General features: G+C 60.2%; 23 protein-coding genes and 2 tRNA genes. 7 read left to right on the top strand and 18 right to left on the bottom strand.

Going from position 1 to position 19,561, the window contains the following annotated elements; translation table 11 throughout:
* Nucleotides 1-7 precede the first annotated feature (7 nt).
* Nucleotides 8-2,395, top strand: coding sequence for a cellulose biosynthesis cyclic di-GMP-binding regulatory protein BcsB (locus tag EDE05_RS01375; protein ID WP_134099573.1), 2,388 nt, complete (start codon nt 8-10; stop codon nt 2,393-2,395).
* Nucleotides 2,396-2,401: 6 nt separating this feature from the next.
* On the opposite strand, the gene EDE05_RS01380 is transcribed toward EDE05_RS01375, so the two are convergent.
* The 12 genes from EDE05_RS01380 to EDE05_RS01435 all read right to left on the bottom strand — a co-directional run bounded on the left by EDE05_RS01380 (nt 2,402) and on the right by EDE05_RS01435 (nt 10,159).
* Nucleotides 2,402-2,968, bottom strand: a complete 567-nt coding sequence (locus tag EDE05_RS01380; protein ID WP_162712261.1) for a DNA-3-methyladenine glycosylase — start codon at nt 2,966-2,968, stop codon at nt 2,402-2,404.
* Nucleotides 2,969-3,078: 110 nt separating this feature from the next.
* A tRNA-Phe gene (locus EDE05_RS01385) sits at nt 3,079-3,154 on the bottom strand.
* Between the two features lie 294 nt (nt 3,155-3,448).
* Nucleotides 3,449-3,664 (bottom strand): DNA gyrase inhibitor YacG, encoded by a 216-nt coding sequence (gene yacG, locus EDE05_RS01390; protein WP_105370731.1) that lies wholly within the window; start codon nt 3,662-3,664, stop codon nt 3,449-3,451.
* A gap of 60 nt (nt 3,665-3,724) precedes the next feature.
* Entirely contained in the window at nt 3,725-4,345 is a 621-nt protein-coding gene (locus EDE05_RS01395) for a Maf-like protein (RefSeq protein WP_105370601.1), read from the bottom strand.
* Between the two features lie 24 nt (nt 4,346-4,369).
* On the bottom strand, nt 4,370-4,588 hold the full coding sequence (infA, locus tag EDE05_RS01400) for a translation initiation factor IF-1 (RefSeq protein ID WP_004435948.1): 219 nt from the start codon (nt 4,586-4,588) through the stop codon (nt 4,370-4,372).
* 129 nt (nt 4,589-4,717) lie between these two features.
* Nucleotides 4,718-5,197: a low molecular weight phosphatase family protein gene (locus EDE05_RS01405; protein ID WP_105370600.1), complete on the bottom strand. Its 480-nt coding sequence runs from the start codon at nt 5,195-5,197 to the stop codon at nt 4,718-4,720.
* A 2-nt stretch (nt 5,198-5,199) separates the two neighbouring features.
* The gene (locus EDE05_RS01410) at nt 5,200-5,673 is read right to left on the bottom strand and encodes a UPF0262 family protein (RefSeq protein ID WP_105370599.1); all 474 of its coding nucleotides are present in this window, start codon (nt 5,671-5,673) and stop codon (nt 5,200-5,202) included.
* A gap of 2 nt (nt 5,674-5,675) precedes the next feature.
* Entirely contained in the window at nt 5,676-6,974 is a 1,299-nt protein-coding gene (gene hisD / locus EDE05_RS01415) for a histidinol dehydrogenase (RefSeq protein ID WP_132408545.1), read from the bottom strand.
* 54 nt (nt 6,975-7,028) lie between these two features.
* Entirely contained in the window at nt 7,029-7,460 is a 432-nt protein-coding gene (locus EDE05_RS01420) for a DUF2948 family protein (protein WP_132408543.1), read from the bottom strand.
* 89 nt (nt 7,461-7,549) lie between these two features.
* Complete coding sequence (locus EDE05_RS01425; protein ID WP_132408541.1) at nt 7,550-8,392, bottom strand: oxidoreductase; 843 nt, start codon at nt 8,390-8,392, stop codon at nt 7,550-7,552.
* A gap of 139 nt (nt 8,393-8,531) precedes the next feature.
* Nucleotides 8,532-9,824 carry a UDP-N-acetylglucosamine 1-carboxyvinyltransferase gene (murA, locus tag EDE05_RS01430; protein ID WP_134099576.1) on the bottom strand — a complete coding sequence of 431 codons (1,293 nt, stop codon included), beginning with the start codon at nt 9,822-9,824 and terminating at the stop codon, nt 8,532-8,534.
* Between the two features lie 107 nt (nt 9,825-9,931).
* Nucleotides 9,932-10,159: a hypothetical protein gene (locus tag EDE05_RS01435; RefSeq protein ID WP_105370730.1), complete on the bottom strand. Its 228-nt coding sequence runs from the start codon at nt 10,157-10,159 to the stop codon at nt 9,932-9,934.
* Between the two features lie 153 nt (nt 10,160-10,312).
* On the opposite strand from EDE05_RS01435, the gene EDE05_RS01440 reads away from it, so the two are divergent.
* From EDE05_RS01440 to EDE05_RS01450, 3 genes are all read left to right on the top strand, one after another.
* A tRNA-Thr gene (locus tag EDE05_RS01440) sits at nt 10,313-10,387 on the top strand.
* A gap of 181 nt (nt 10,388-10,568) precedes the next feature.
* Nucleotides 10,569-11,969, top strand: coding sequence for a sensor histidine kinase (locus EDE05_RS01445; protein WP_132408483.1), 1,401 nt, complete (start codon nt 10,569-10,571; stop codon nt 11,967-11,969).
* Nucleotides 11,966-12,634 carry a response regulator transcription factor gene (locus tag EDE05_RS01450; RefSeq protein ID WP_105370593.1) on the top strand — a complete coding sequence of 223 codons (669 nt, stop codon included), beginning with the start codon at nt 11,966-11,968 and terminating at the stop codon, nt 12,632-12,634. Before EDE05_RS01445 ends, EDE05_RS01450 begins: the two co-directional genes overlap by 4 nt.
* On the opposite strand, the gene EDE05_RS26670 is transcribed toward EDE05_RS01450, so the two are convergent.
* Entirely contained in the window at nt 12,614-13,174 is a 561-nt protein-coding gene (locus EDE05_RS26670) for a hypothetical protein (protein WP_165924088.1), read from the bottom strand. The genes EDE05_RS01450 and EDE05_RS26670 overlap by 21 nt on opposite strands.
* Nucleotides 13,175-13,681: 507 nt before the next feature.
* On the opposite strand from EDE05_RS26670, the gene EDE05_RS01460 reads away from it, so the two are divergent.
* The 3 genes from EDE05_RS01460 to EDE05_RS01470 all read left to right on the top strand — a co-directional run bounded on the left by EDE05_RS01460 (nt 13,682) and on the right by EDE05_RS01470 (nt 15,086).
* Nucleotides 13,682-14,416 (top strand): DUF1236 domain-containing protein, encoded by a 735-nt coding sequence (locus tag EDE05_RS01460; RefSeq protein WP_245519839.1) that lies wholly within the window; start codon nt 13,682-13,684, stop codon nt 14,414-14,416.
* 23 nt (nt 14,417-14,439) lie between these two features.
* Nucleotides 14,440-14,625, top strand: a complete 186-nt coding sequence (locus tag EDE05_RS01465) for a hypothetical protein (protein WP_105370591.1) — start codon at nt 14,440-14,442, stop codon at nt 14,623-14,625.
* 62 nt (nt 14,626-14,687) lie between these two features.
* Nucleotides 14,688-15,086: a DUF1236 domain-containing protein gene (locus EDE05_RS01470; protein WP_105370590.1), complete on the top strand. Its 399-nt coding sequence runs from the start codon at nt 14,688-14,690 to the stop codon at nt 15,084-15,086.
* Between the two features lie 78 nt (nt 15,087-15,164).
* On the opposite strand, the gene EDE05_RS01475 is transcribed toward EDE05_RS01470, so the two are convergent.
* The 5 genes from EDE05_RS01475 to mscL all read right to left on the bottom strand — a co-directional run bounded on the left by EDE05_RS01475 (nt 15,165) and on the right by mscL (nt 19,383).
* Entirely contained in the window at nt 15,165-15,932 is a 768-nt protein-coding gene (locus tag EDE05_RS01475) for a polysaccharide deacetylase family protein (protein ID WP_134099579.1), read from the bottom strand.
* Between the two features lie 121 nt (nt 15,933-16,053).
* Entirely contained in the window at nt 16,054-16,380 is a 327-nt protein-coding gene (locus EDE05_RS01480; RefSeq protein WP_207914799.1) for a hypothetical protein, read from the bottom strand.
* Nucleotides 16,381-16,492: 112 nt separating this feature from the next.
* Entirely contained in the window at nt 16,493-17,527 is a 1,035-nt protein-coding gene (gene galE / locus EDE05_RS01485) for a UDP-glucose 4-epimerase GalE (RefSeq protein WP_134099582.1), read from the bottom strand.
* A 155-nt stretch (nt 17,528-17,682) separates the two neighbouring features.
* Entirely contained in the window at nt 17,683-18,852 is a 1,170-nt protein-coding gene (locus EDE05_RS01490) for a pyridoxal phosphate-dependent aminotransferase (RefSeq protein WP_105370587.1), read from the bottom strand.
* 111 nt (nt 18,853-18,963) lie between these two features.
* Nucleotides 18,964-19,383, bottom strand: coding sequence for a large conductance mechanosensitive channel protein MscL (gene mscL, locus EDE05_RS01495; protein WP_105370586.1), 420 nt, complete (start codon nt 19,381-19,383; stop codon nt 18,964-18,966).
* Nucleotides 19,384-19,561 lie beyond the last annotated feature (178 nt).

Genomic DNA, 19,561 nt, shown 5'->3' on the forward strand with positions numbered 1-19,561 from the left:
GAGCGTCATGAAGAGAACCCTCATGTTCGCGCTTCTTCTTGCTGCTGCAGGTATCGCCTCGGCCCAAAGTCCGGCTCCCTTCGACATGAATCAGGAACGGGGGCCGGAACGTCTTCCGTCAGCCCCTCCCGTCACCACTCCCGGTGCACGACCGTTCTCTCCAGCTCCACCTGTCAGCGGTGATGCGCGTATTCCCGCCGCCGGGCAACCCACTCCGGCCCGGCCGCCCTCCGCATCGTCGGAGCTTGCTGCGCGCCGCTATCTCGTGCCCGACAGGACATTGCAGCTGCGCGGCGAAGGCGAACAACGCTCCTGGTCGATCTATCTCACGCCGGATCAGGCAGCCGCGCCGGCCAAGCTCCACGTCGGCTACCAGAACTCCATTGTGGTGGCGCCGGAAACATCGCGTCTGGCCGTTGTCATCAATGACATGCCTATCCACAATGACCCAATTTCCTCCCCGGAAGGCTATCGCGACCGCGTGATCGACATCCCCGCCGGAACGTTGAAGGCCGGGTCCAATATCATTCGCTTTCGCGCCGACCAACGCCATCGTACCGATTGCACGATCGAGTCGACATTCGAACTCTGGACAGAGATCGACCCGCAACGAACGTTCCTCGCTTTTGACGCTCCGAATGCGGGCCGGTTTTCGCGTCTGGACGACATCCGCGCCGTGGGTGTCGACAACAAAGGCAATACTCGCTTCCGCTTGATCGTACCCGCGCTCGATCAGCTGGGCGCAACGGACGTATTGATGCGGCTCTCCCAGGGGCTGGCGTTGATGAGCGGTATGCCGAACCAGTCCTTTACCTTCGAAAAGACGCCAAGCGCCCCGCCGCAGCCGGGAGAACTCGCGATCTTCGTCGGCACCCATGACGAGTTGAAACCGATACTCCCGACACTGCCGGACTCGACCAGAAACGGCGGCGCGGCAAACTTCCTCGACTATCCCGGCGCGGCCGGTGTTTCGACATTCGTCATTTCCGGCCCAGGCTGGCCGGCAATCGAAGGGCTGGTGAACAGCCTGATTTCCTCCACGAACGGCGCGGCGACCCAAAGGCGCGAGACACTTGCCACCCAATCCTGGCACGGGATAGATACGCCCTTCCTTTACTCCAACGCCGTTGCCGACTTCACCCGCCTCGGCATCGAAAGCCAGGAGTTTTCGGGCCGCCTCTTCCGCACCCGCTTCACGGTCGGCGTTCCCTCGGATTTCTATGCAAATGCCTATGGCGAAGGTCGCATCCTGCTCGATGCCGCCTATACGTCCGAGGTTCAACCGGGCAGCCATATCGACGTATTCGTCAACGGCAACATCGCTTCGACCGTACCAATCACCTCCGACCGAGGCGGCGTATTTCGACATCTCCCGATCAAGATGACGCTTCGGCACTTCAGGCCCGGCGTCAATACGATCACCATCGAAGCGGCGCTCCTGACCCCGCAGGATGCGGTCTGCGCACCCGGCATGCCTGCCGATCCCAAGGCGCGTTTTGCGCTCTTCGGCAGTTCGCAGTTTCATATGCCGAATTTTGCCCGCATCGCCCAGGTCCCCAACCTCGCTGCCACCGCAGGAACGGGATTCCCGTATCGGACCAGTCCGCCGCCCGTTTCCCTGTTTTTAGGCCGCATCGACGAACAGACACTCGCCGCAGCCGCTACTTTCCTCGGCAAGATGGCCGAGGCCGCGCAATACGTCATCCCTGTCGACGTCACCACATCGGCAGCGCGGGTTTCCGGCGTCAATGCCCTGTTCGTCGGCGCCATATCCGAATTTCCGGCAAATGTGCTGGCCCAGCTGAAGATCGACCAGGACAGCCGCAGCAACTGGACGCGCTCGGGCTCCTCCCCAAAGACCGGCGGCGACCAGTCCCTGACGCTGCAGGACTGGCAGCAGCGTTCCGGAACGAATTTCTTTGCACGCCAGTTCTCGACAATCGGCGACTGGGCAAAGGAGAATTTCGACCTTTCGCTTGCAATGCTGCGTTTTGCGCCCGCGACCGAAGAATTCTACAAACCGCCACCGACAGCGCGGCTGATCGTCGCCCAGCAAAGCGATCCGACAGAACTCGGCACCTGGACCGCGGTCATCTCGCCCGATACGGATTTGCTGGCCGAGGGGATGCGCAATTTTTCCACGCGCACCGAATGGGACAAGCTCAAGGGGCGCATCACGGTCTACGAAGGCGCGGACAAGGAACCAAGCGAGGTGCCTGTCGGCCAATTCCGCTTCAGCCCGACGCAACCGTTCTCCTTCGAGAACGCCCGGCTGATCGCAGCGAACTGGCTTTCGGACAACATCATGTCCTATGCGCTGCTTCTGGGGGCGGGCAGCGTCTTGCTCGGCCTCGCGACCGGTGGCCTGCTTTCCCTGCTCGGCCGCGATAAATGAGCAGTTCTACGGAGCCGGGACGCCCCGGCCGACAAACCTCTTGCTGACATAAGGCGAGCCGGAAAGGCCAAAACGCCAGGGTTGGTCGACCGCCTGCGAAATGCCGATCCGCCGCCCTGTGACGATCAACGGCGGTACCTGCGGAGGGCTGAAAGCGAAGGGCGGGCCGAAAAGCGACAGCCCGTTGTGTTCTATCGTTATCCCCAGAGCCTGGCAGACCCGTCCCGGCCCTGCGCAGAGCAGCAAGGGATCCGCCCTTCCGCGCCTTTTCTCCATTTCAGCCAGACCACGGACTGGCTGCAGCGCCCTGACCAGCACTGCACTGCCCGGGCGGCATACGAAATTCAGGCACCAGTGAATTCCGTAGGAGCGATAGACATAGGCATGGCCGGGCGCCCCGAACATCACCGAGTTCCGCGGCGTCGGGCCGCGAAAGCTGTGCGATGCGGGATCATCAGGCTCGTAAGCCTCGGTCTCGACGATGATCCCGCCGAGGCCCGACACATCGAGTTCGACGCCGATCAAATCACGCGCCACCTCTATCGAATTTCTGTCGAAGAACTGCTGATCCAAGGATATGTCCTGCGCATATCGTCCGGCATTGATAAATGCGCTCGCAGCGACTTGTCTTCGACTGCTAGCGGACGCCAAACAAAATGCATTGCCGAACTTTTCGGGAATAATGGTGCCCGGAGGCGGATTTGAACCACCGACACGCGGATTTTCAATCCGCTGCTCTACCAACTGAGCTATCCGGGCATCGAGGCCATTCAGCCTTCCGGCCGAGGCCGGCGGGGGTAACTCCCCCGGAAGCGAGCGGGGTTATAACATCTTGTTCGGCCATGTCCAGCACCACAGCCCACTTTTTTGACAGCTTTGCGAAATTCCGAATTTCATCAATAAAAACAGCATAGGCCTGGATCGGCTGACTGCCGCGGCGTCTGCCGGGTTAGCGATTTCATCAAAGCGATAAAAAGTTCGCCGGATCCTCGGTTCGGGCCTGCTGAAATTCGGTCCGGGAAAAGTTCTTGAAACCGGGTCTGCCGGTTCTGCTCACTCGCGTTCGTCGGAACCGTCTGCCTTGGTCTCGTCTTCCGCCACGGGGATAGCATAGGAGCCGGTCAGCCACCGTGACAGGTCGAGCGTTCGGCATCGGTCCGAGCAGAATGGATAGTGCTCGCGTGAAGATGCCTTTCCGCATTCGGGGCAAGGTCTGGTTTTTCTCAGCGGCTCGACCTTGCCGCCGGTCTTGATGGGTTCGGATGCCATAGTTTCGAAGCACTCCATTTCTTGGGGGACACCGGCGGCGGAGGCTGCACCGGCTTCCTCTCAGGCTTCCGGCCAGGCGGCAGCCACGTCGAAGCCTTCGCCGGAAAGCAAGCTCGTCACCTCATAAAGCGGCAGCCCGACGACATTGCTGTAGGAGCCGACGAGCTTCTGAACGAAGGTGCCGGCGACCCCCTGGATCGCGTAGGCGCCAGCCTTGCCGCGCCATTGTCCCGACGCGATATAGTTTTCGATCTCGCGGCTGGAAAGCCGCTTGAAGCGCACTTTGGTCTGCACGACCTTCTGACGGAACTGGCCCCCAGGCGTCACCAGGCAGATCCCGGTGTAGACCCAGTGGCCGCGCCCGGAAAGCAGGTGCAGGGCGGCGGAGGCCTCTTCCGTATATTCCGTCTTCTCCAGAATGCGGCGCCCCACGGCGACGACCGTATCGGCGGAAAGAATATAGCTGTGCCGCCAGTTGGGATCGCCGTTCACCGCCGCAAACGCTGCCTCGGCTTTCTCTGTTGAAAGCCGGCGCGCAAGCGATCGGGGATGTTCGGACTTCTTCGGCGTCTCGTCGATATCCATCGGCATAAGCCGCGCAGGCGCCAGACCGGCCTGATTCAGAAGGTCGAGACGGCGCGGAGAACCGGAGGCCAGTATCAGCTTTTGTTCCAGCGCCATGGGTGCCCGCTGCAAAGGATGTGGTTACTTGAAGCGGTAGGTGATGCGGCCCTTGGTGAGGTCGTAGGGCGTCATTTCGACAAGCACCTTATCGCCCGCCAGGACACGGATGCGGTTCTTGCGCATGCGACCAGCCGTGTGGGCAATGATCTCGTGCTCGTTTTCAAGCTTCACGCGAAACGTCGCATTCGGCAGCAGTTCGGTAACGACGCCCGGGAATTCAAGGACTTCTTCTTTGGCCATCTAAAGGGTTTCTTCCTGTTTTTGAATCGAAAGCGGGGGAGCCTTTTCCGCCCGCCCGAAAATGTGCGCGGAAACTACACAATCATGTCCGCTTTGTGAACCTCGCTTGAGAGCGATTCTGAATGTCTTTCAGGCCGTCTCTGCCGAGCGCCGGTTCAAGCCCGAAAGTCGCTGCTCAATCAGGCGCCAGAGATGGTCGCGAACCTCACGATAAGCGTCGAGCGTCTGGTCACGGGTTCCCGTCGCTGCTGTGGGGTCCATGGTCGGCCAATAAACCACATCAACAGCATTGGAACGGGTCAGTTCCAGCGCCGAATGATGGGCTTCCGGCGTGAGCGTCACGATGAGATCGAAAAAATCATCTTCAAGTTCATCGAGTGTGCGGGGCTGATGCCGGCCGATCGACAGGCCGACTTCTTCCAACACGGCATCCACGAAGGGATCGCGTTCGCCGGCGCGCACACCGGCGGACTGGATGTAGATATCGTGCGGCAGGAGCCGTTTTGCAATGGCTTCCGCCATTGGCGAGCGGATGGAATTGAACCCGCACATGAAAAGGATGGCGCCCGGCCGCTTGCTTTTCGTCTCGGGCGTGGGAGCGGTTGCCATGCTCAGCCGCGCCAATAGAGAACGCAGACCAGGGTAAAGAGCCGCCTTGCCGTATCGAAATCGACACGGATCTTGCCGTCCAGACGATCCATCAGCGTCTGGGAGCCTTCGTTGTGGATACCGCGGCGGCCCATGTCGATCGCCTCGATCCGGCTCGGCGTGGAGGAGCGGATCGCCTCATAATAGCTTTCGCAGATCATGAAGTAATCCTTGATGATCCGCCTGAAGGGCGTCAACGAGAGGATATGGGTCGCGACGGCCTCGCCGGCTTCCGTGGCAATGCCGAGCACCAGCTTGGAATCCACGAGCGAGAGCTTGAGCTTGTAAGGGCCGCCGGCATGACCGATGGGTTCGAATGAATTTTCTTCGACGAGATCGAAGATGGCGACCGCCCGCTCGTGCTCGACATCAGGGGTCGACCGCCCGATCGAGGCGTCGAGTTCGACATCGGAGAGCCGGAAGTCCCCCTGGCCCATGCTCACCCTCCGTCATTCAGGCGAATGGCGACGGAGCGCGCATGGGCATCGAGCCCCTCGGAATGGGCGAGCGTGATCGCCGCAGGTGCCAGCTGACGCAACTGGTCCGGGCCAAGGCGCAGGATCGAGGTGCGTTTGACGAAGTCCAGCACCGAAAGCCCCGAGGAGAAGCGGGCCGAACGGGCGGTCGGAAGCACGTGGTTGGAACCGCCGACATAGTCGCCGATGACTTCAGGCGTATGGCGCCCGATGAAGATCGCGCCGGCATTGCGGATCCCCGGCATCAGCGCTTCCGGATCCGCGACCGCCAGTTCCAGATGTTCGGCCGCGATACGGTTGGCGAGCGGCAGAGCGGACTGCAGGTCCGGCACCAGGATGACGGCGCCGAAATCGCGCCAGCTCGCAGCAGCGGTTGCGGAGCGGGAAAGCATTTTCAGCTGGCGTTCGACCGCGGCCTCCACTGCCTGACCGAAATCGCGATCGTCGGTGATCAGGATGGACTGGGCTCCTGCGTCGTGCTCGGCTTGAGCGAGCAGATCGGCCGCAAGCCAATCCGGATCGTTTTCCTTGTCGGCAATAACGAGGACTTCGGAGGGACCAGCGATCATGTCGATGCCGACAGTTCCGAAGACGTGTCGCTTGGCGGCGGCGACATAGGCATTTCCAGGCCCGACGATCTTTGCGACCGGGGCAATGGTTTGCGTGCCATAAGCAAGAGCTGCCACGGCCTGAGCTCCGCCGATCCGGTAGATTTCCGTCACGCCGGCAATGCGGGCCGCAGCCAGCACGGCTGGATTGACTTTGCCGCCGCTCGTCGGAACAACCATGACGACACGCGGTACACCGGCAACCCTTGCAGGGACGGCATTCATCAGCACCGAACTCGGATAACTTGCGGTGCCGCCGGGCACGTACAAGCCGACCGCTTCAATCGCGGTCCAGCGGGAGCCGAGACCGACGCCGAGTGCATCCTCATAGATATCGTCCTTCGGCATCTGCCGCGCGTGATGCCTTTCGATCCGCTCGGCCGCGAACTTCAACGCATCCATGACCTTCGGATCGGTCTCGGCAACCGCGGCGTCGATATCCGCTTTGCTTACCCGGATACCCGCCTTGGCGAGGTCTATGCCCTCGAAGCGGGCAGAATAATCGATGAGCGCTGCATCGCCCCGGGCGCGCACATCGTCGATGATGGCGCGCACCACGGCATTGACGTCCTCCGACACCTCGCGCTTGGTGGAGAGAAAGGCGGAGAATTTCGCCTCAAAATCCTGCGATGCCTGCTCCAGCCAGATTGCCAAGCGGATATTCCTTCAACTCAAGATGACGTTCTATCACGGTCGGGGCGGTCCCGGTCAGGGATGTCGGGGCCTGGATGCCGTTTCCCACGCGCCGCCGATATCCGCAAGAGCAACTTCGATGCATTCGACATCAAGCGCAATCGTGGCCTTGCCGGAGAGGACAAGTTCCACCGTTCCTTCCGGGCCGTCGCCCTTCTGCGTGAAGGTCACCGCAAGCAGCGACAGCACGTCGTCCTTCCTGTTGCGGTCGATGCCGCTGGAGCGGACCGCTTCCACACGCTTCAAGACGAGGGCCGAGCGGCGACGCTCGAAGCCCTTTCGCCTTTTGCCTGTCTCTTCCCAGACGAACCGGTTGGCCGCCAGCGAAAAGTTCTTTTCGGAAGGCGACCAGCGGACATCGCCCACCTTGAACACCGCATCCTGCATATGAGCGGAAATTATCCCCAGATCATCCGTATCCAGGGCCAGCAACTTGAGTTCGGTCATCGCGTTCGACTATCCATCCTGAGACGCGGTTCCGCGCCAATGTTCCTAAATCCGAAATAGGATGCCGAGAGCGCGGACGCAACTCCAGGCTAGGCCGGAAAATCCGCCGAAAGGCTGGTTTCCTTCCAGCGGTCGATCTGGGCAAGCCGCTCCTTCAACTTGTCAGTGACCGCGGTGTAGGCAATCGCACCCAGCACCAGATGGCGCGGCGCCTCATCGGCTTGGGTTGCGGCGATCATCGCCTCGCCGGCCCGGACCGGGTCGCCGGGCTGCTTTCCGCTATATCCGGCGGTGGAACTCATGCGCGCGCCGGCCGTCTCGGCATAGTCGGCGATGCGGCTCGGCGTCTGTTTCAGCGAACGGCCCGCCCAGTCGGTGCGGAAAGGGCCAGGTTCGACTCCGATTACCTTGATGCCGAGCGGCGCGACCTCAAGGCGCAGGCTGTCCGAAAACCCTTCGACGGCGTGCTTGGTCGCCGCGTAGTAGCCCGAGCCTGGCAAGCCCATAAAACCGGCCATGGAGGTGATGTTGATGATATGCCCGCTGCGGCGGGCGCGCATGCCCGGCAACACCGCCCGCGTCATGGCAAAAAGACCGAAGACGTTTGCGTCGAACATGGCACGGATCTCATCCTCCTCGCCCTCCTCGATCGCTGCCTGGTAGCCATAGCCGGCATTGTTTACCAACACGTCTATGCGGCCGAATCTCTCTTCCGCGGCTTTCGCGGCAGCATGGACCTGACCGCTGTCAGTCACATCCAGATCGAGCGCCAGGACATTGTCCCTGCCTTGGGCGAGATCGGCGACCCTTGCTTTGTCGCGGGCAGTCACAACCGTCGGCCAGCCGCGGTCGAGCGTGAGCTTGGCGAGTTCGCGGCCGAAGCCGGTGGAGCAGCCGGTGATGAACCAGACGGGATTGGAAACTTCAGCCATGGGGAATCTCCGCGATATACCGGATCAGGATTGTGAAGCGGGAGGCAAAGGTGGAATGCCTGCGGGAGATAGGAATACAAAAAAGAACGGCAAGGGCAATGCCCCTGCCGTTCCCGCGAAATCCGAATTTCAAAAACTGTCAGTCGCTGACGCGCTGAACCGTCGCGCCGCAACGGGTGAGCTTTTCTTCAAGCCGCTCGAAGCCGCGGTCGAGGTGATAGACGCGGCTCACCATCGTCTCGCCCTCGGCTGCCAGGCCGGCAATTACCAGAGAAACGGAAGCACGCAAGTCCGTCGCCATCACCGGAGCACCCTTGAGGCGCGAAACGCCTTCCACTCTCGCCGTCTGACCAGACAGTGAAATTCTGGCGCCGAGGCGGGCCAATTCCTGCACGTGCATGAAGCGATTTTCGAAAATGGTCTCGGTGATGTTGGAGACGCCGGAGGACCGGGTCATCAGCGCCATGAACTGCGCCTGCAGGTCGGTTGGAAAGCCCGGAAAGGGTTCCGTGGTGATATCGACCGGCTGGATGCCGTTTCCGTTGCGAACCACCCGGATGCCGTTTCCGGTTTCGGTGATCTGCGCGCCGGCCATCCGCAAGGTATCGAGAGCGCCCTGGAGCAGCGAAGCATCCGTGCCTTCCAGCGTCACGTCCCCGCCGGTCATGGCGACCGCCATGGCATAGGTGCCTGTCTCGATGCGATCCGGCAAAACGCGGTGGCGTGCGCCCGACAGCGACGTCACGCCTTCGATGGTGATGGTTTTCGTGCCGGCGCCGGAAATCTTGGCACCCATCGCCGTCAGGCACTTTGCCAGGTCAACGATTTCCGGCTCACGCGCAGCATTTTCGATCACGGTGGTGCCCTTAGCCAGCGTCGCCGCCATCAGCATCACATGCGTCGCGCCGACGGAAACCTTCGGAAAGACATAACGGCCGCCGACGAGCCCGCCCTTCGGCGCGCTGACATTGACGTAACCGCCGTCGATCTCGATCTCGGCTCCGAGCGCCTGCAGTGCCTCCAGGAAAAGGTCGACGGGACGGGTGCCGATGGCACAACCGCCGGGCAGCGATACACGCGCCCTGCCCTCACGGGCAACGAGCGGACCAATCACCCAGAAGCTCGCACGCATCTTGGAAACCAACTCGTAGGGAGCAGTGGTGTCAACGATCGTGCGGCAGGTAAAATTGACGGTGCGGGAATAGCCTTCTTCCTGACGTTCACGGCGACCGTTCACTGCAATATCGACGCCATGATTGCCGAGAATGCGCATCAGGAGCTCGACGTCGGCGAGATGCGGGACATTTTCGAGCGTCAGCGTGTCACTCGTCAGAAGCGATGCGATCATCAATGGCAGGGCCGCATTCTTCGCTCCGGAAATCGGAATGGTCCCCCTCAGTTCATTGCCGCCGACGATTCTGATGCGATCCATGCGTTGTCACTCTTTCTTGTGCGAGCGCGAAAGGACGCGTCCTTAGACGAAATCCGCCGCTACTTCAATGATTGCTAAATTTGGCCCACCGTCAGGTTCGGTATAGATCAGGATGATTCGTCCGTTTTTGCGGCAGGCAATCCATGTGCGGTATCGGCTTCGCCGGCGCGCCGGGAGCGAGCCTGACTCTTGCGCCGCATCAGGTTCTCGCGGAGCTTCGCCGCGGCGCGGGCCTTGCGCTCGGCCTCCCTCGCAGCCGCAGCCGCGCGTGCACGCGCGCCCCGCGTCTCATTCGCCTTTCCCGTTTGCGAGTGCTGATCTTCTTCTTCGGTCATGATTTTCCATAGCGAAAAAGCCGCGCCGGCGAAAGCCGCGGCGATGTTTTCCTCATTCGGGCACAAGAACTTCGAATTTGCGGCTTGCGCTACCGATGAACCTATGGCAATAGGCCCCTCGCCGACGACGCGGACATTTCGCGCCGGCCAAATGCTGCTATAGCTCAGGGGTAGAGCACTCCCTTGGTAAGGGAGAGGCCGAGAGTTCAAATCTCTCTAGCAGCACCATTTCCCCCGGAAGATGCCTCTGTTGTCCGGACCAGCGATGAGCATTCGAAATTGCCTTCCTGTTCCTCCCCGCCTCGCGCAATATAATCCTCGACCATCCCATGCAACAAGTTGGGCGTTCGCGCGTTGCGGGGCATCGGCGTGCTTTGCGCCATCATGATTGAACGATGACCGGTGTCTCGTGCGGATAAGTGGAATTCTCAATCACTGGAACGATCAATCGCTTGCCAGGCAGTTTCTTCTCGCCGGTGGGCTCGTCTCCTTCTGCGCCATGTTGCTTGTCGGAGCTTACGTCACCAGCCTCATCGAAGCTGCCGTTACCCGCAATTCCGCCGCGTCGACGGCACTCTACGTCGACAGCATTATCGCACCCTTACTTCCCGACATGAAAACCAGCAATACGCTCGACGACGTGACGACCCGGGCGCTCGACGAGACCTTTGGGCAGGGTGCGCTTGGCGGCAAGGTGATATCCTTCAGGCTCTGGCGCAACGACGGAACAATCCTCTATGCCACGGACAAGAGCATGATCGGCAAACGGTTCGAGCCGGACGGCGATCTGAAGGCGGCATTTTCCGGCCAGATGGTGGCGCAATACGGGCCGGTTGAGGATCTGGAGAGCGAATTCGAGCGCTCGAAGGGCGTTCCTCTTCTCGAGATCTATAATCCTATTCTCCAGCCCTGGTCGGGCGAGGTCGTTGCGGTTTCCGAATTTTACGAAGTTGCCCAGGATTTTGAAAACAGCCTGCATCAGGCTCAGCTGAGAAGCTGGTTTGCAGTTGCAGGCGTCACCGTCGCTTTCTTCCTCCTCCTTTCTGCAATCGTGTTTCGCGGGAGCCGCATTATCGACAATCAGCGGCAGGCCCTGACCCAACGGGTGGCGGAGCTTTCGGAGCTGCTCTCTCAGAACAAAGCCCTGCATGCCCGCGCGCAGCGCGCTTCGCGGCGGGCGACGGCGCTTAATGAAAGCTATCTGCGCCGCCTCGGCGCCGACCTGCATGACGGCCCCGCCCAGCTCGTCGCCTATGCTGCCTTGCGCGTGGACAGCAAAGTGCTTACCGATCCGGCCACTCCGCCGAGCGCCCGCGAAGAGGAGGTGTCTACCATCAAGGCACGGCTGGACGAAGCCATGGACGAGATACGCAGCATCTGCAGCGGCCTTGTCCTGCCGCAGATCGAAGCGGCAGCGCTGCCGGACGTGCTTTCCCGAGCCGTTGCCGCGCACCGTCAGAGGACGGGTTTCGATGTCATGCTGTCGATGTCAGAAAGCCCACACTCCCTTTCCCCCGCGGCGAAGATCTGTATCTATAGGTTCGTGCAAGAGGCCCTTAATAATGGTTTTCGGCATGGCGGCGGCGTCGGCCAAAGCGTCCGCCAGACGTTTGAGAACGGTAATGTGCTTGTCGAGGTCTCCGACCAAGGTCCGGGCTTCGATCCGGCGGCGGCGCGTCCGGAAGGGTTGGGGCTCGCAGGCCTTAGGGAGAGAATCGAGAGCTTGGGCGGCACATTCGAAATTTCTACGTCGAAAAACGGAACCAGGGTCAGGATGTCCCTGAACGTGCAGGAAATGGAGCAGGCCTGATGACAGCAGTCAAAATTGCCGTTGTTGACGATCACCCTTTATTCCGGGAAGGCGTTACCCGCAGCCTCGGTGAAATCGAAGGCTTCGAAATGGTCGGCGAAGGCGGATCCCGGGAGGATGCCATCCGCATCGTGCGGGAAATATGTCCCGACGTCATGCTGATGGACATTTCCATGCCCGGAAACGGCCTGGATGCAATTGCCGAAGCGCTCGATATCTGTCCGGAGCTGAAGATCGTGATGCTCACCGTTTCGGAAGCAAGCGACGACATAGCCAAGGCGATCAAGCTCGGTGCGAAAGGATATGTCCTTAAAGGCGTGGGATCGAGAGGACTTGCAGAGGTCGTCAAGACCGTCGCTTCCGGTGAGAGCTACGTGTCACCGGCCCTTTCCGCAAAACTTATTGCAGGCCTCTCCGCACCTGCGGAAAAAGCGGAAAAACAAGATCTGCTGGCGGAACTGACGGAGCGCGAGCAGGAAGTGTTGACGTTGGTGGCCTCAGGGCTCAGCAACAAAAGAGTAGCGCGCGAACTCGACCTTCACGAAAAGACCGTCAAGCATCACATGACCCGGATTCTGTCGAAGCTGAAAGTGTCCAACCGGACAGAAGCGGCACTCACCCTTCGCGATGCCGCAGATCAGCGCTCAGCGGCCGAACGACTTTAGGCGCGAAGCATCGGACGGAGTGGCAGCGCGGTTAACGATGGTCCTCGAACGGGAATCGCGCATCTCGTAGCGGCCCCCGGACAGCTTCTCTGTCGTCCCGTTGCCGTGGCGAACGGTGATCGAGGAACTGCGGGGATCCACCTGCACCTCGGCGGCCTTCGGCGAGGCCGGCGCCGATCTGCTAGCCGAAGGCGTTGTTACTGACGTCGATCCGGCGCCCGCCCCTTGGGCTGAGCCGGCAGACGAACCATTCCCGCTTCCATTTCCATTGCCGGCCCCACCACCTTCGGAGCCGTTTCCGTTGCCTGAGCCGTTTCCGTTGCCTCCGGAATTGCCATTGTCGTTCCCGTTGCCGTTGCCGCCACCGTTGCCATTGCCGCCGCCGTTGCCATTGCCGCCGCCATTGTCATCTTGAGCCAAGGCAGCCGGCGAAGCAAAGGACGGCAGACCGTGAAAATCGGTTGCCACCCGAAACGGCATAACGGCGAGAACGATCGCCGTGAATGTCGTGCCAAGGGCCGTGATCTTACGCGGGGCCATCTGCAACTCCTGACATTGCTTTGTTTATATCTGTCGCACTTATAATAGCGATGAAACCGGATATTTCCTTCATGGTTCCGATTCCGGCAAAAAGCCCGCCGGTCGTCACGTGACGATCGGCGGGCCAGATTCTGCGCTGAAAGGGACCGATGTCGCGCAGGAATCCTCAAAATCTTTAGCCGGCGAGCGCCCCCAACGCAGTGACGACGACAAAAAGCCCGCCCACGGGAATTAACAGCCATCGGGCCTGAAATACGCTGTTGTCCATGCGGAACCTCCTGAAGAAGCTCCGGGCCAACCACATGATAAGTCCATGGTTCCGTAATTTCATCCCCCTTGGACCTTTGCGTCGTTCAATCGGACGAAAGGCCTATAAGCGATGGGCCTGAAGTCCCTTCCTTACCCGACTGAAGCCCCAGAGCAGGAACGTGGCTTGTTAGGCGGCGTTGGAGAACGAGTGGGCTCATGCGGAGCCTCACAAGCGAGATAAGAACAAGAGGAGACACCATGAAGGCCTTTATGAAACACACGCTCGCGATCGCCCTTTTGGCCGGATCAACGCTTTCGGTCATGCCGGCAATCGCGCAAGCTCAGCAAAGCCAGGGCGGCACGGGTGCTGCTCCGATCCTTCCCCGCCAGGGTTCCGGCACTCAGGGTTCATCTGGCACGACGGCGCCACAGGGCGGCACGGCGGGCCAATCTCGGTCGCAGTCCCAGGATATGGGCGCCACGACACAGAGGCCCTCAGACTCTGGAACCGCCAGCGGCCAGAATGCTCAGAGCCAGGAGGCTAATTCCCAGTTGAAGCCGAAGGGCGAAAGTGCGGGCCAGGAAAAACCGGCTGACGCCATGAATGCGGAAAGCGGCGATCCAAAGAAGCCGCGCAGCGACGATACCGCGCAGCAGAAGCCCGCAGGCGAGACCGGTCAGACGCAGGATTCGAACCAGGCAGCGACGAGCGCTCCCTCGAACGAGACCACCGGCAGCATTAACGTTTCGACGGAACAGAAGACAGAAATTCGCAGCATTCTCGTCGAGAACAAGGTCGAGCCCGTAGATATCGACATCAACGTGAGTGTCGGCGTCGCCGTACCCGAAACGGTGGAATTCCACCCGTTGCCGCCGCGGATCGTTGAAATCGTACCTGCCTATCGCGGCTACGAATACTTCGTGCTTGCCGACGGCCGGATCATCATCGTCGAGCCGAAGACCCATGAGGTTGTCTACATTCTGGCTGGTTGATGCCCATCTGGAGGACCGCAACCATGAGTGACCGCGAACCTACAGTGATCGGAGATAGCGGCAGCGGTTGGACGGTTGCTGCCATCTTGCTGATCGTCGTCATCGTCGGCGGATTCATTTTGTATGCGAGCGGTTATCTCGGAGACCGAGACGTCAATATCGATGTGAGCCTGCCGAAAGTCCAGGCACTTGAACCAGTCACGAAATAGGCATGACCATCCCGGAATGCTGCCCAAGACAGCCATTCCCAAACGCCCGAAGGAGAATTGTCATGAATACCAAGATCATCGTTCTTTCTGCAATGGCCCTTGGCATGTTGGCTCCGGCCGCTTCCGCTCAGCAGAGCACGGTCAACGGTGCAGCAGGCGGGGCCGTTACCGGCGCCATCGTTGGCGGGCCGGTCGGTGCCGCAGTCGGCGGCGTTGTCGGCGCCATCGCCGGCACTGCAATCGACCCGCCGCCGCAGCGCGTTGTCAGCTACGTCGAACAGGCCCCGCTTCCGGCCGACCCGATCGTCGTGGAAGAAAGGATCGTGGTCGGCAAGCCGGTCCCATCGGCCGTCGTGCTGACGCCGATTCCGGAGGCTCCGCAATACGCCTATGCGGTCGTCAACCAGCAGCGGGTGATCGTCGATCCCCAGACCCGCACCGTCGTCCAGATCGTCCGCTAGCAGCGATTTTATTATGTAACGATCATTAAAGAGGGGCCCCAGTGGCCCCTCTTCGCCGTTCAAATTCAGCGCCGGGTGCTATTGCGTGGTGCCGGCGTCGCCGGTCCCGCTGACGTCCGAAAGCCGCACGAACTCGAACCCTCTGCCCTTGAGTGCGAGAAGCGCATGCGAAACACCTTCGCCGGCTGCGTGGGTTGGCTGGTTGATGTGGGCAAGTATCACGTCGCCATCCCTTGCCGCCGCAATACGCCTCTGGGCGGTGCCGGCATCCAACAGGGACCCGCCATCGCCATTCAACGAATAGCCGGCGATCCGGTATCCCATGGCCCGGATCTGCCGTATTGCGGAAAGATCGTATTTTGCCGTCGAGCCGCGAAACCAATGGGGTTGGGCAAAGCCGGCCGCCAGTATCGCCTCCGCTCCACCAGCCACTTCCTGCCGGACGTCTTCCGGCGAACCGGCAGCCGCAATGCCATAGATGGAAATTGCTACATCCACTGCCGGCACATGGTTTTGGCCATGATTTTCCAGTTCGAAGAGATCGGGATTTTGCAGGAAAATGGTCACTGTCTGCGGGTTTTTCTTGATCCAGCGGGCCGTGACGAAAATCGTCGCCGGAATTCTCTCGCGCACAAGAACCGAGAGTATCCGTTCGTCCGCCTCCCCCATGCAAGCGTCGAACGTCAATGCCACCCTGGGCCGGGCCGCGTTGCCGGTACCCTCCACGTGCAGGTGGGGCTCGATCAATTTCGGCCTTTGCGGCCCATTTAGCTGGCCGGGCAGATTTTCGGCGCTCGCAGCAAAGGCCACCAGCGCAAAGAACGCGGAGAAGGAAAGGAAGCGCATGAGATACCGAAGGTGAGATGGTTCTCGTTAACGCCAAATTCCGAAAATCTCCATGCGACCAACTGACCCGGCAGAAAAAAGGCCGGTCCAAGCCGGCCTTTCGCAACGAAGTCCTTATTCCTCAGCAGTCGCTGGCCTGGCCGTTGGTATTGGCACCAGCTTCGCCGGCGGAAGTCGAAGCACTGCCTGTCGCATCCGTCGAAGCAGAACCTTGAGCCTGAATGTTAGGCGCGCAATTGGTGCGCTTATCCATCGTCGCACCGCCGCTTGCGCTACCGCCAGTCGTGCTGTTGGTCGTATTCGGATCCAATACCCGATTGGTATCGTCGCTGCCTTGCTGCTGCTGTGAACCGGCACCAAGGTTTGCCCCGCCGGTTCCCGATTGAGCAAACGCGCTGGTGGCCAGGCCGAGGGAGAGAACGGTTGCAGTAACAAGTTTGAAATTCATTGGGATTCCTCCGTGAAAAACCGGCTGGGCCGGTAGGTTTGTTTGCCTACACGGCCCCAACCCAACACAATGGAGGAAGTTCCAGTTAAAATTTCCGTGTTCTTCGGGAACCTCAGAACCGGACGGCTGCCAGTCGGTGCTGCAGAGACCGAAGATCCTCGGCCTTGCGAGAAGCCAGGCCTCTCTCCCAGGCGATCGCCGTCTCGACGATGAGATCCAGTTTGTCATGACGCGGCGTCCAGTCGAGCAGCCGGCGCGCCAATGTCGAATTGGCGACCACGCTCGCCGCATCCCCGGGACGGCGGGGGCCAAAGCGAATTTCAAATTTCCGGCCACCGATCCGCATCACGGTCTGCAGGACTTCCAGGACCGAATAACCGCGACCATATCCGCAATTGGCGATCAGAGGCTCGCCGCCACGGCGCAAATAGCTGAGTGCCTTCAGATGCGCATCCACCAGATCGGAAACGTGAATATAGTCGCGGATACCGGTACCATCGGGCGTCGGATAATCCGTCCCGTAAACATCAACGCCGCGCCGCTTTCCAAGCCCTGCCTCGCAGGCGATCTTGATGAGATGCGTCGCCCCGTCGGTCGACAGCCCTGTCCGCCTAAGCGGATCCGCGCCGGCAACGTTGAAATAGCGAAGAGCCACGAACCGGAAATCATGAGCCATGGCGGCATCCCGGAGCATCATCTCGGACATCAGCTTGGATTGGCCGTAGGGATTTTTCGGCTGCAAAGAGGCGCTTTCGAGCACCGGGGCGTCGTCCTTCTGATCTCCGTAAACGGCGGCCGTGGATGAAAAGACGAAATGACGAATGCTGGCTTCGATCGCGGCGGCCGCGAGCAATCGCGTGTTTCCGGTGTTGTTTTCGTAATAATCCAATGGCTGGGCGACGGACTGCGGTACGACGATGGAGCCCGCGAAATGCAAGATGGCGTCGATGTGGTTTTCCGCAAAGATCTGCTGAAGGATCGAACGATCACCGACATCGCCGAGATAAAAGCGTGCCTCACCGGGAACCGCCCAGCGAAAGCCTGTCGAAAGCCTGTCGAGGACAACGACCTCCTCCCCGGCATCAAGCAAAGCCCAAGCCATGTGGCTGCCGATGTAACCTGCACCGCCTGTTACCAGAACTGCCATGCTATTCTTCCCTGCCTTTTGTCTTGGCAGGAGAAAAACACGGGCTCGCTTCAGCAATGCTTACCCGATGGGACGTGCGCCGGGTTTATCTCGCATCAGGGCAAACCTACTCTTGAGCAAACCGTTCGAATTTTATCGATTCATCTCAAATCGGCTCAGAGCCGGATGATATATTCCGCGAGACGCCCGGCAGCCTCTGAGATTTGCTGCGCGTCGCGCAGGAAGCAGGCGCGCAGGAAAAGCTCTCCTCCCTCGCCGAATGCGGAACCCGGTGCAAGTGCTACGCCGATCTTGTCGACGATATCGAGCGCGGCCCTGCGGCTGTCGGTAATTCCGTCCACCTTCACGAAAGCATATAGGGCGCCCTCCGGTTTTAAGGTCTCAACCCGATTGGTCGCGATCAAAGCATCGCAGAGGATGTCGCGCGCCTTTGTCGCCCGGCCGATATTTTCCTGGACGAAGTCATCACCTTGGTTGAGAGCCACGACTGCTCCGCGTTGCATGAATTGCGCCACGCCGGAATTCGAATACTGCACCAGGTTCTCGATCACCTGACCCATTTCAGGCGGAGCCACCAGCCAACCGATGCGCCAACCCGTCATCGACCAATTCTTTGAGAAGGAATTGGCGAAGATGATCCGGTCTCCCTCCTCCATGATGTCGAGGAAGGAAGGAGCCCGGGGCGCGCCGCCGTAATAATAACGCGCGTAGATTTCATCGGCGATGATCCAGAGGCCGTGCCTGCGCGCGAGCGCCAGGATGTTCTTCAAATCGTCGAGGGTGGCTGTCCATCCCGTTGGATTGGAAGGCGTGTTGATGAAGAGACCTTTGGTCTTCGGTGTAATCTTCGCTTCAAGCTTGGCGAGGTCGAGCGACCAGCGCCCGCCGATGAAATCAAGCGGAAGCCCGATCGAACGGGCACCGGAAATGTCGATTGCCGAGATGATGTTCGGCCAGGTCGGCGACAGATAGATCATCTCATCCCCGGGGGAGGTGATGGCCTGTACCGCCAGCATGATCGCGTGCATGCCCGACCCGGTCACATAGAAATGTTCGACCGGGAGGCTGACGGCGAAATGCCGGGTGTAATAGTCGGACAGCGCCTGACGGAGTTCCGGAATGCCCCTCTGCCAGGTGTAGAACGTCTCGCCGGCCAACAGCGCGTCGGCTGCCGCCCGGTTGACGAAGTCCGGGCTTGGCAAATCCCCTTCACCTGCCCAAAGCGGAATCAGGCCCTCGCGGCCACGGGCATGGTTGATGATTTCGACGATCCCGCTTTCAGGCGCGGAGACGGCACGGGGGCTGAGGCTGGCAATGATCGACATGAAATTTTCCTGCGTGTTTCCTTTGTGTAACTCAGGAAGGCCTGAAAATCCCATGATAATCCGTGCGCCAGCAATCGATTCCGCTGATGATTGCCGAACGTGATCAAAGGATCATTTCGACTGAAGAATGTCTCTGATCTCAGTCAAAAGCTGAACATCAGCCGGTGGCGGAGCGGCTTCGGCCGGTTTCTTCTCCTCCATCATGCGCATCCTGTTCACCGCCTTGACCATCAGGAAAATGATCCAGGCCAGAATGAGGAAATTGATGAACACGGTGATAAAGCTGCCATAGGCGAAAACGGCACCTTGTTCGCGGGCCTGAGCAAGTGTCGGCGCGGTGACGGTGCTCGAGAGGGGCAGGAAATAATTGGAAAAATCGAATCCGCCTCCGGTAACAGCGCCAACGATCGGCATGACGATGTCGTTTACAAGAGAGTTTACGATTCCGGTGAAGGCCCCGCCGATGATGATGCCGACCGCGAGGTCAATCACATTGCCCTTGGCGACGAAAGAACGGAACTCGCTGATCATTGACATTTCTGTACCCCCGGCTTGTCAGGTTTCGCTCCCGCCCAAGATAGCGCGTTCGGCGGGCCGGAAAAGACGAAAATTTCCGGACCCGCGAAGCTGACCCTCTATTGGACTTTTTGCCGAGAGCGCCGCGATTTCCAACCGCATGCTTTTCCCCTAATGTTCAAGCTGCCGCAAT

Source organism: Neorhizobium sp. R1-B (genome assembly GCF_004368875.1).
GTDB classification, from domain to species: Bacteria; Pseudomonadota; Alphaproteobacteria; order Rhizobiales; family Rhizobiaceae; genus Neorhizobium; species Neorhizobium huautlense.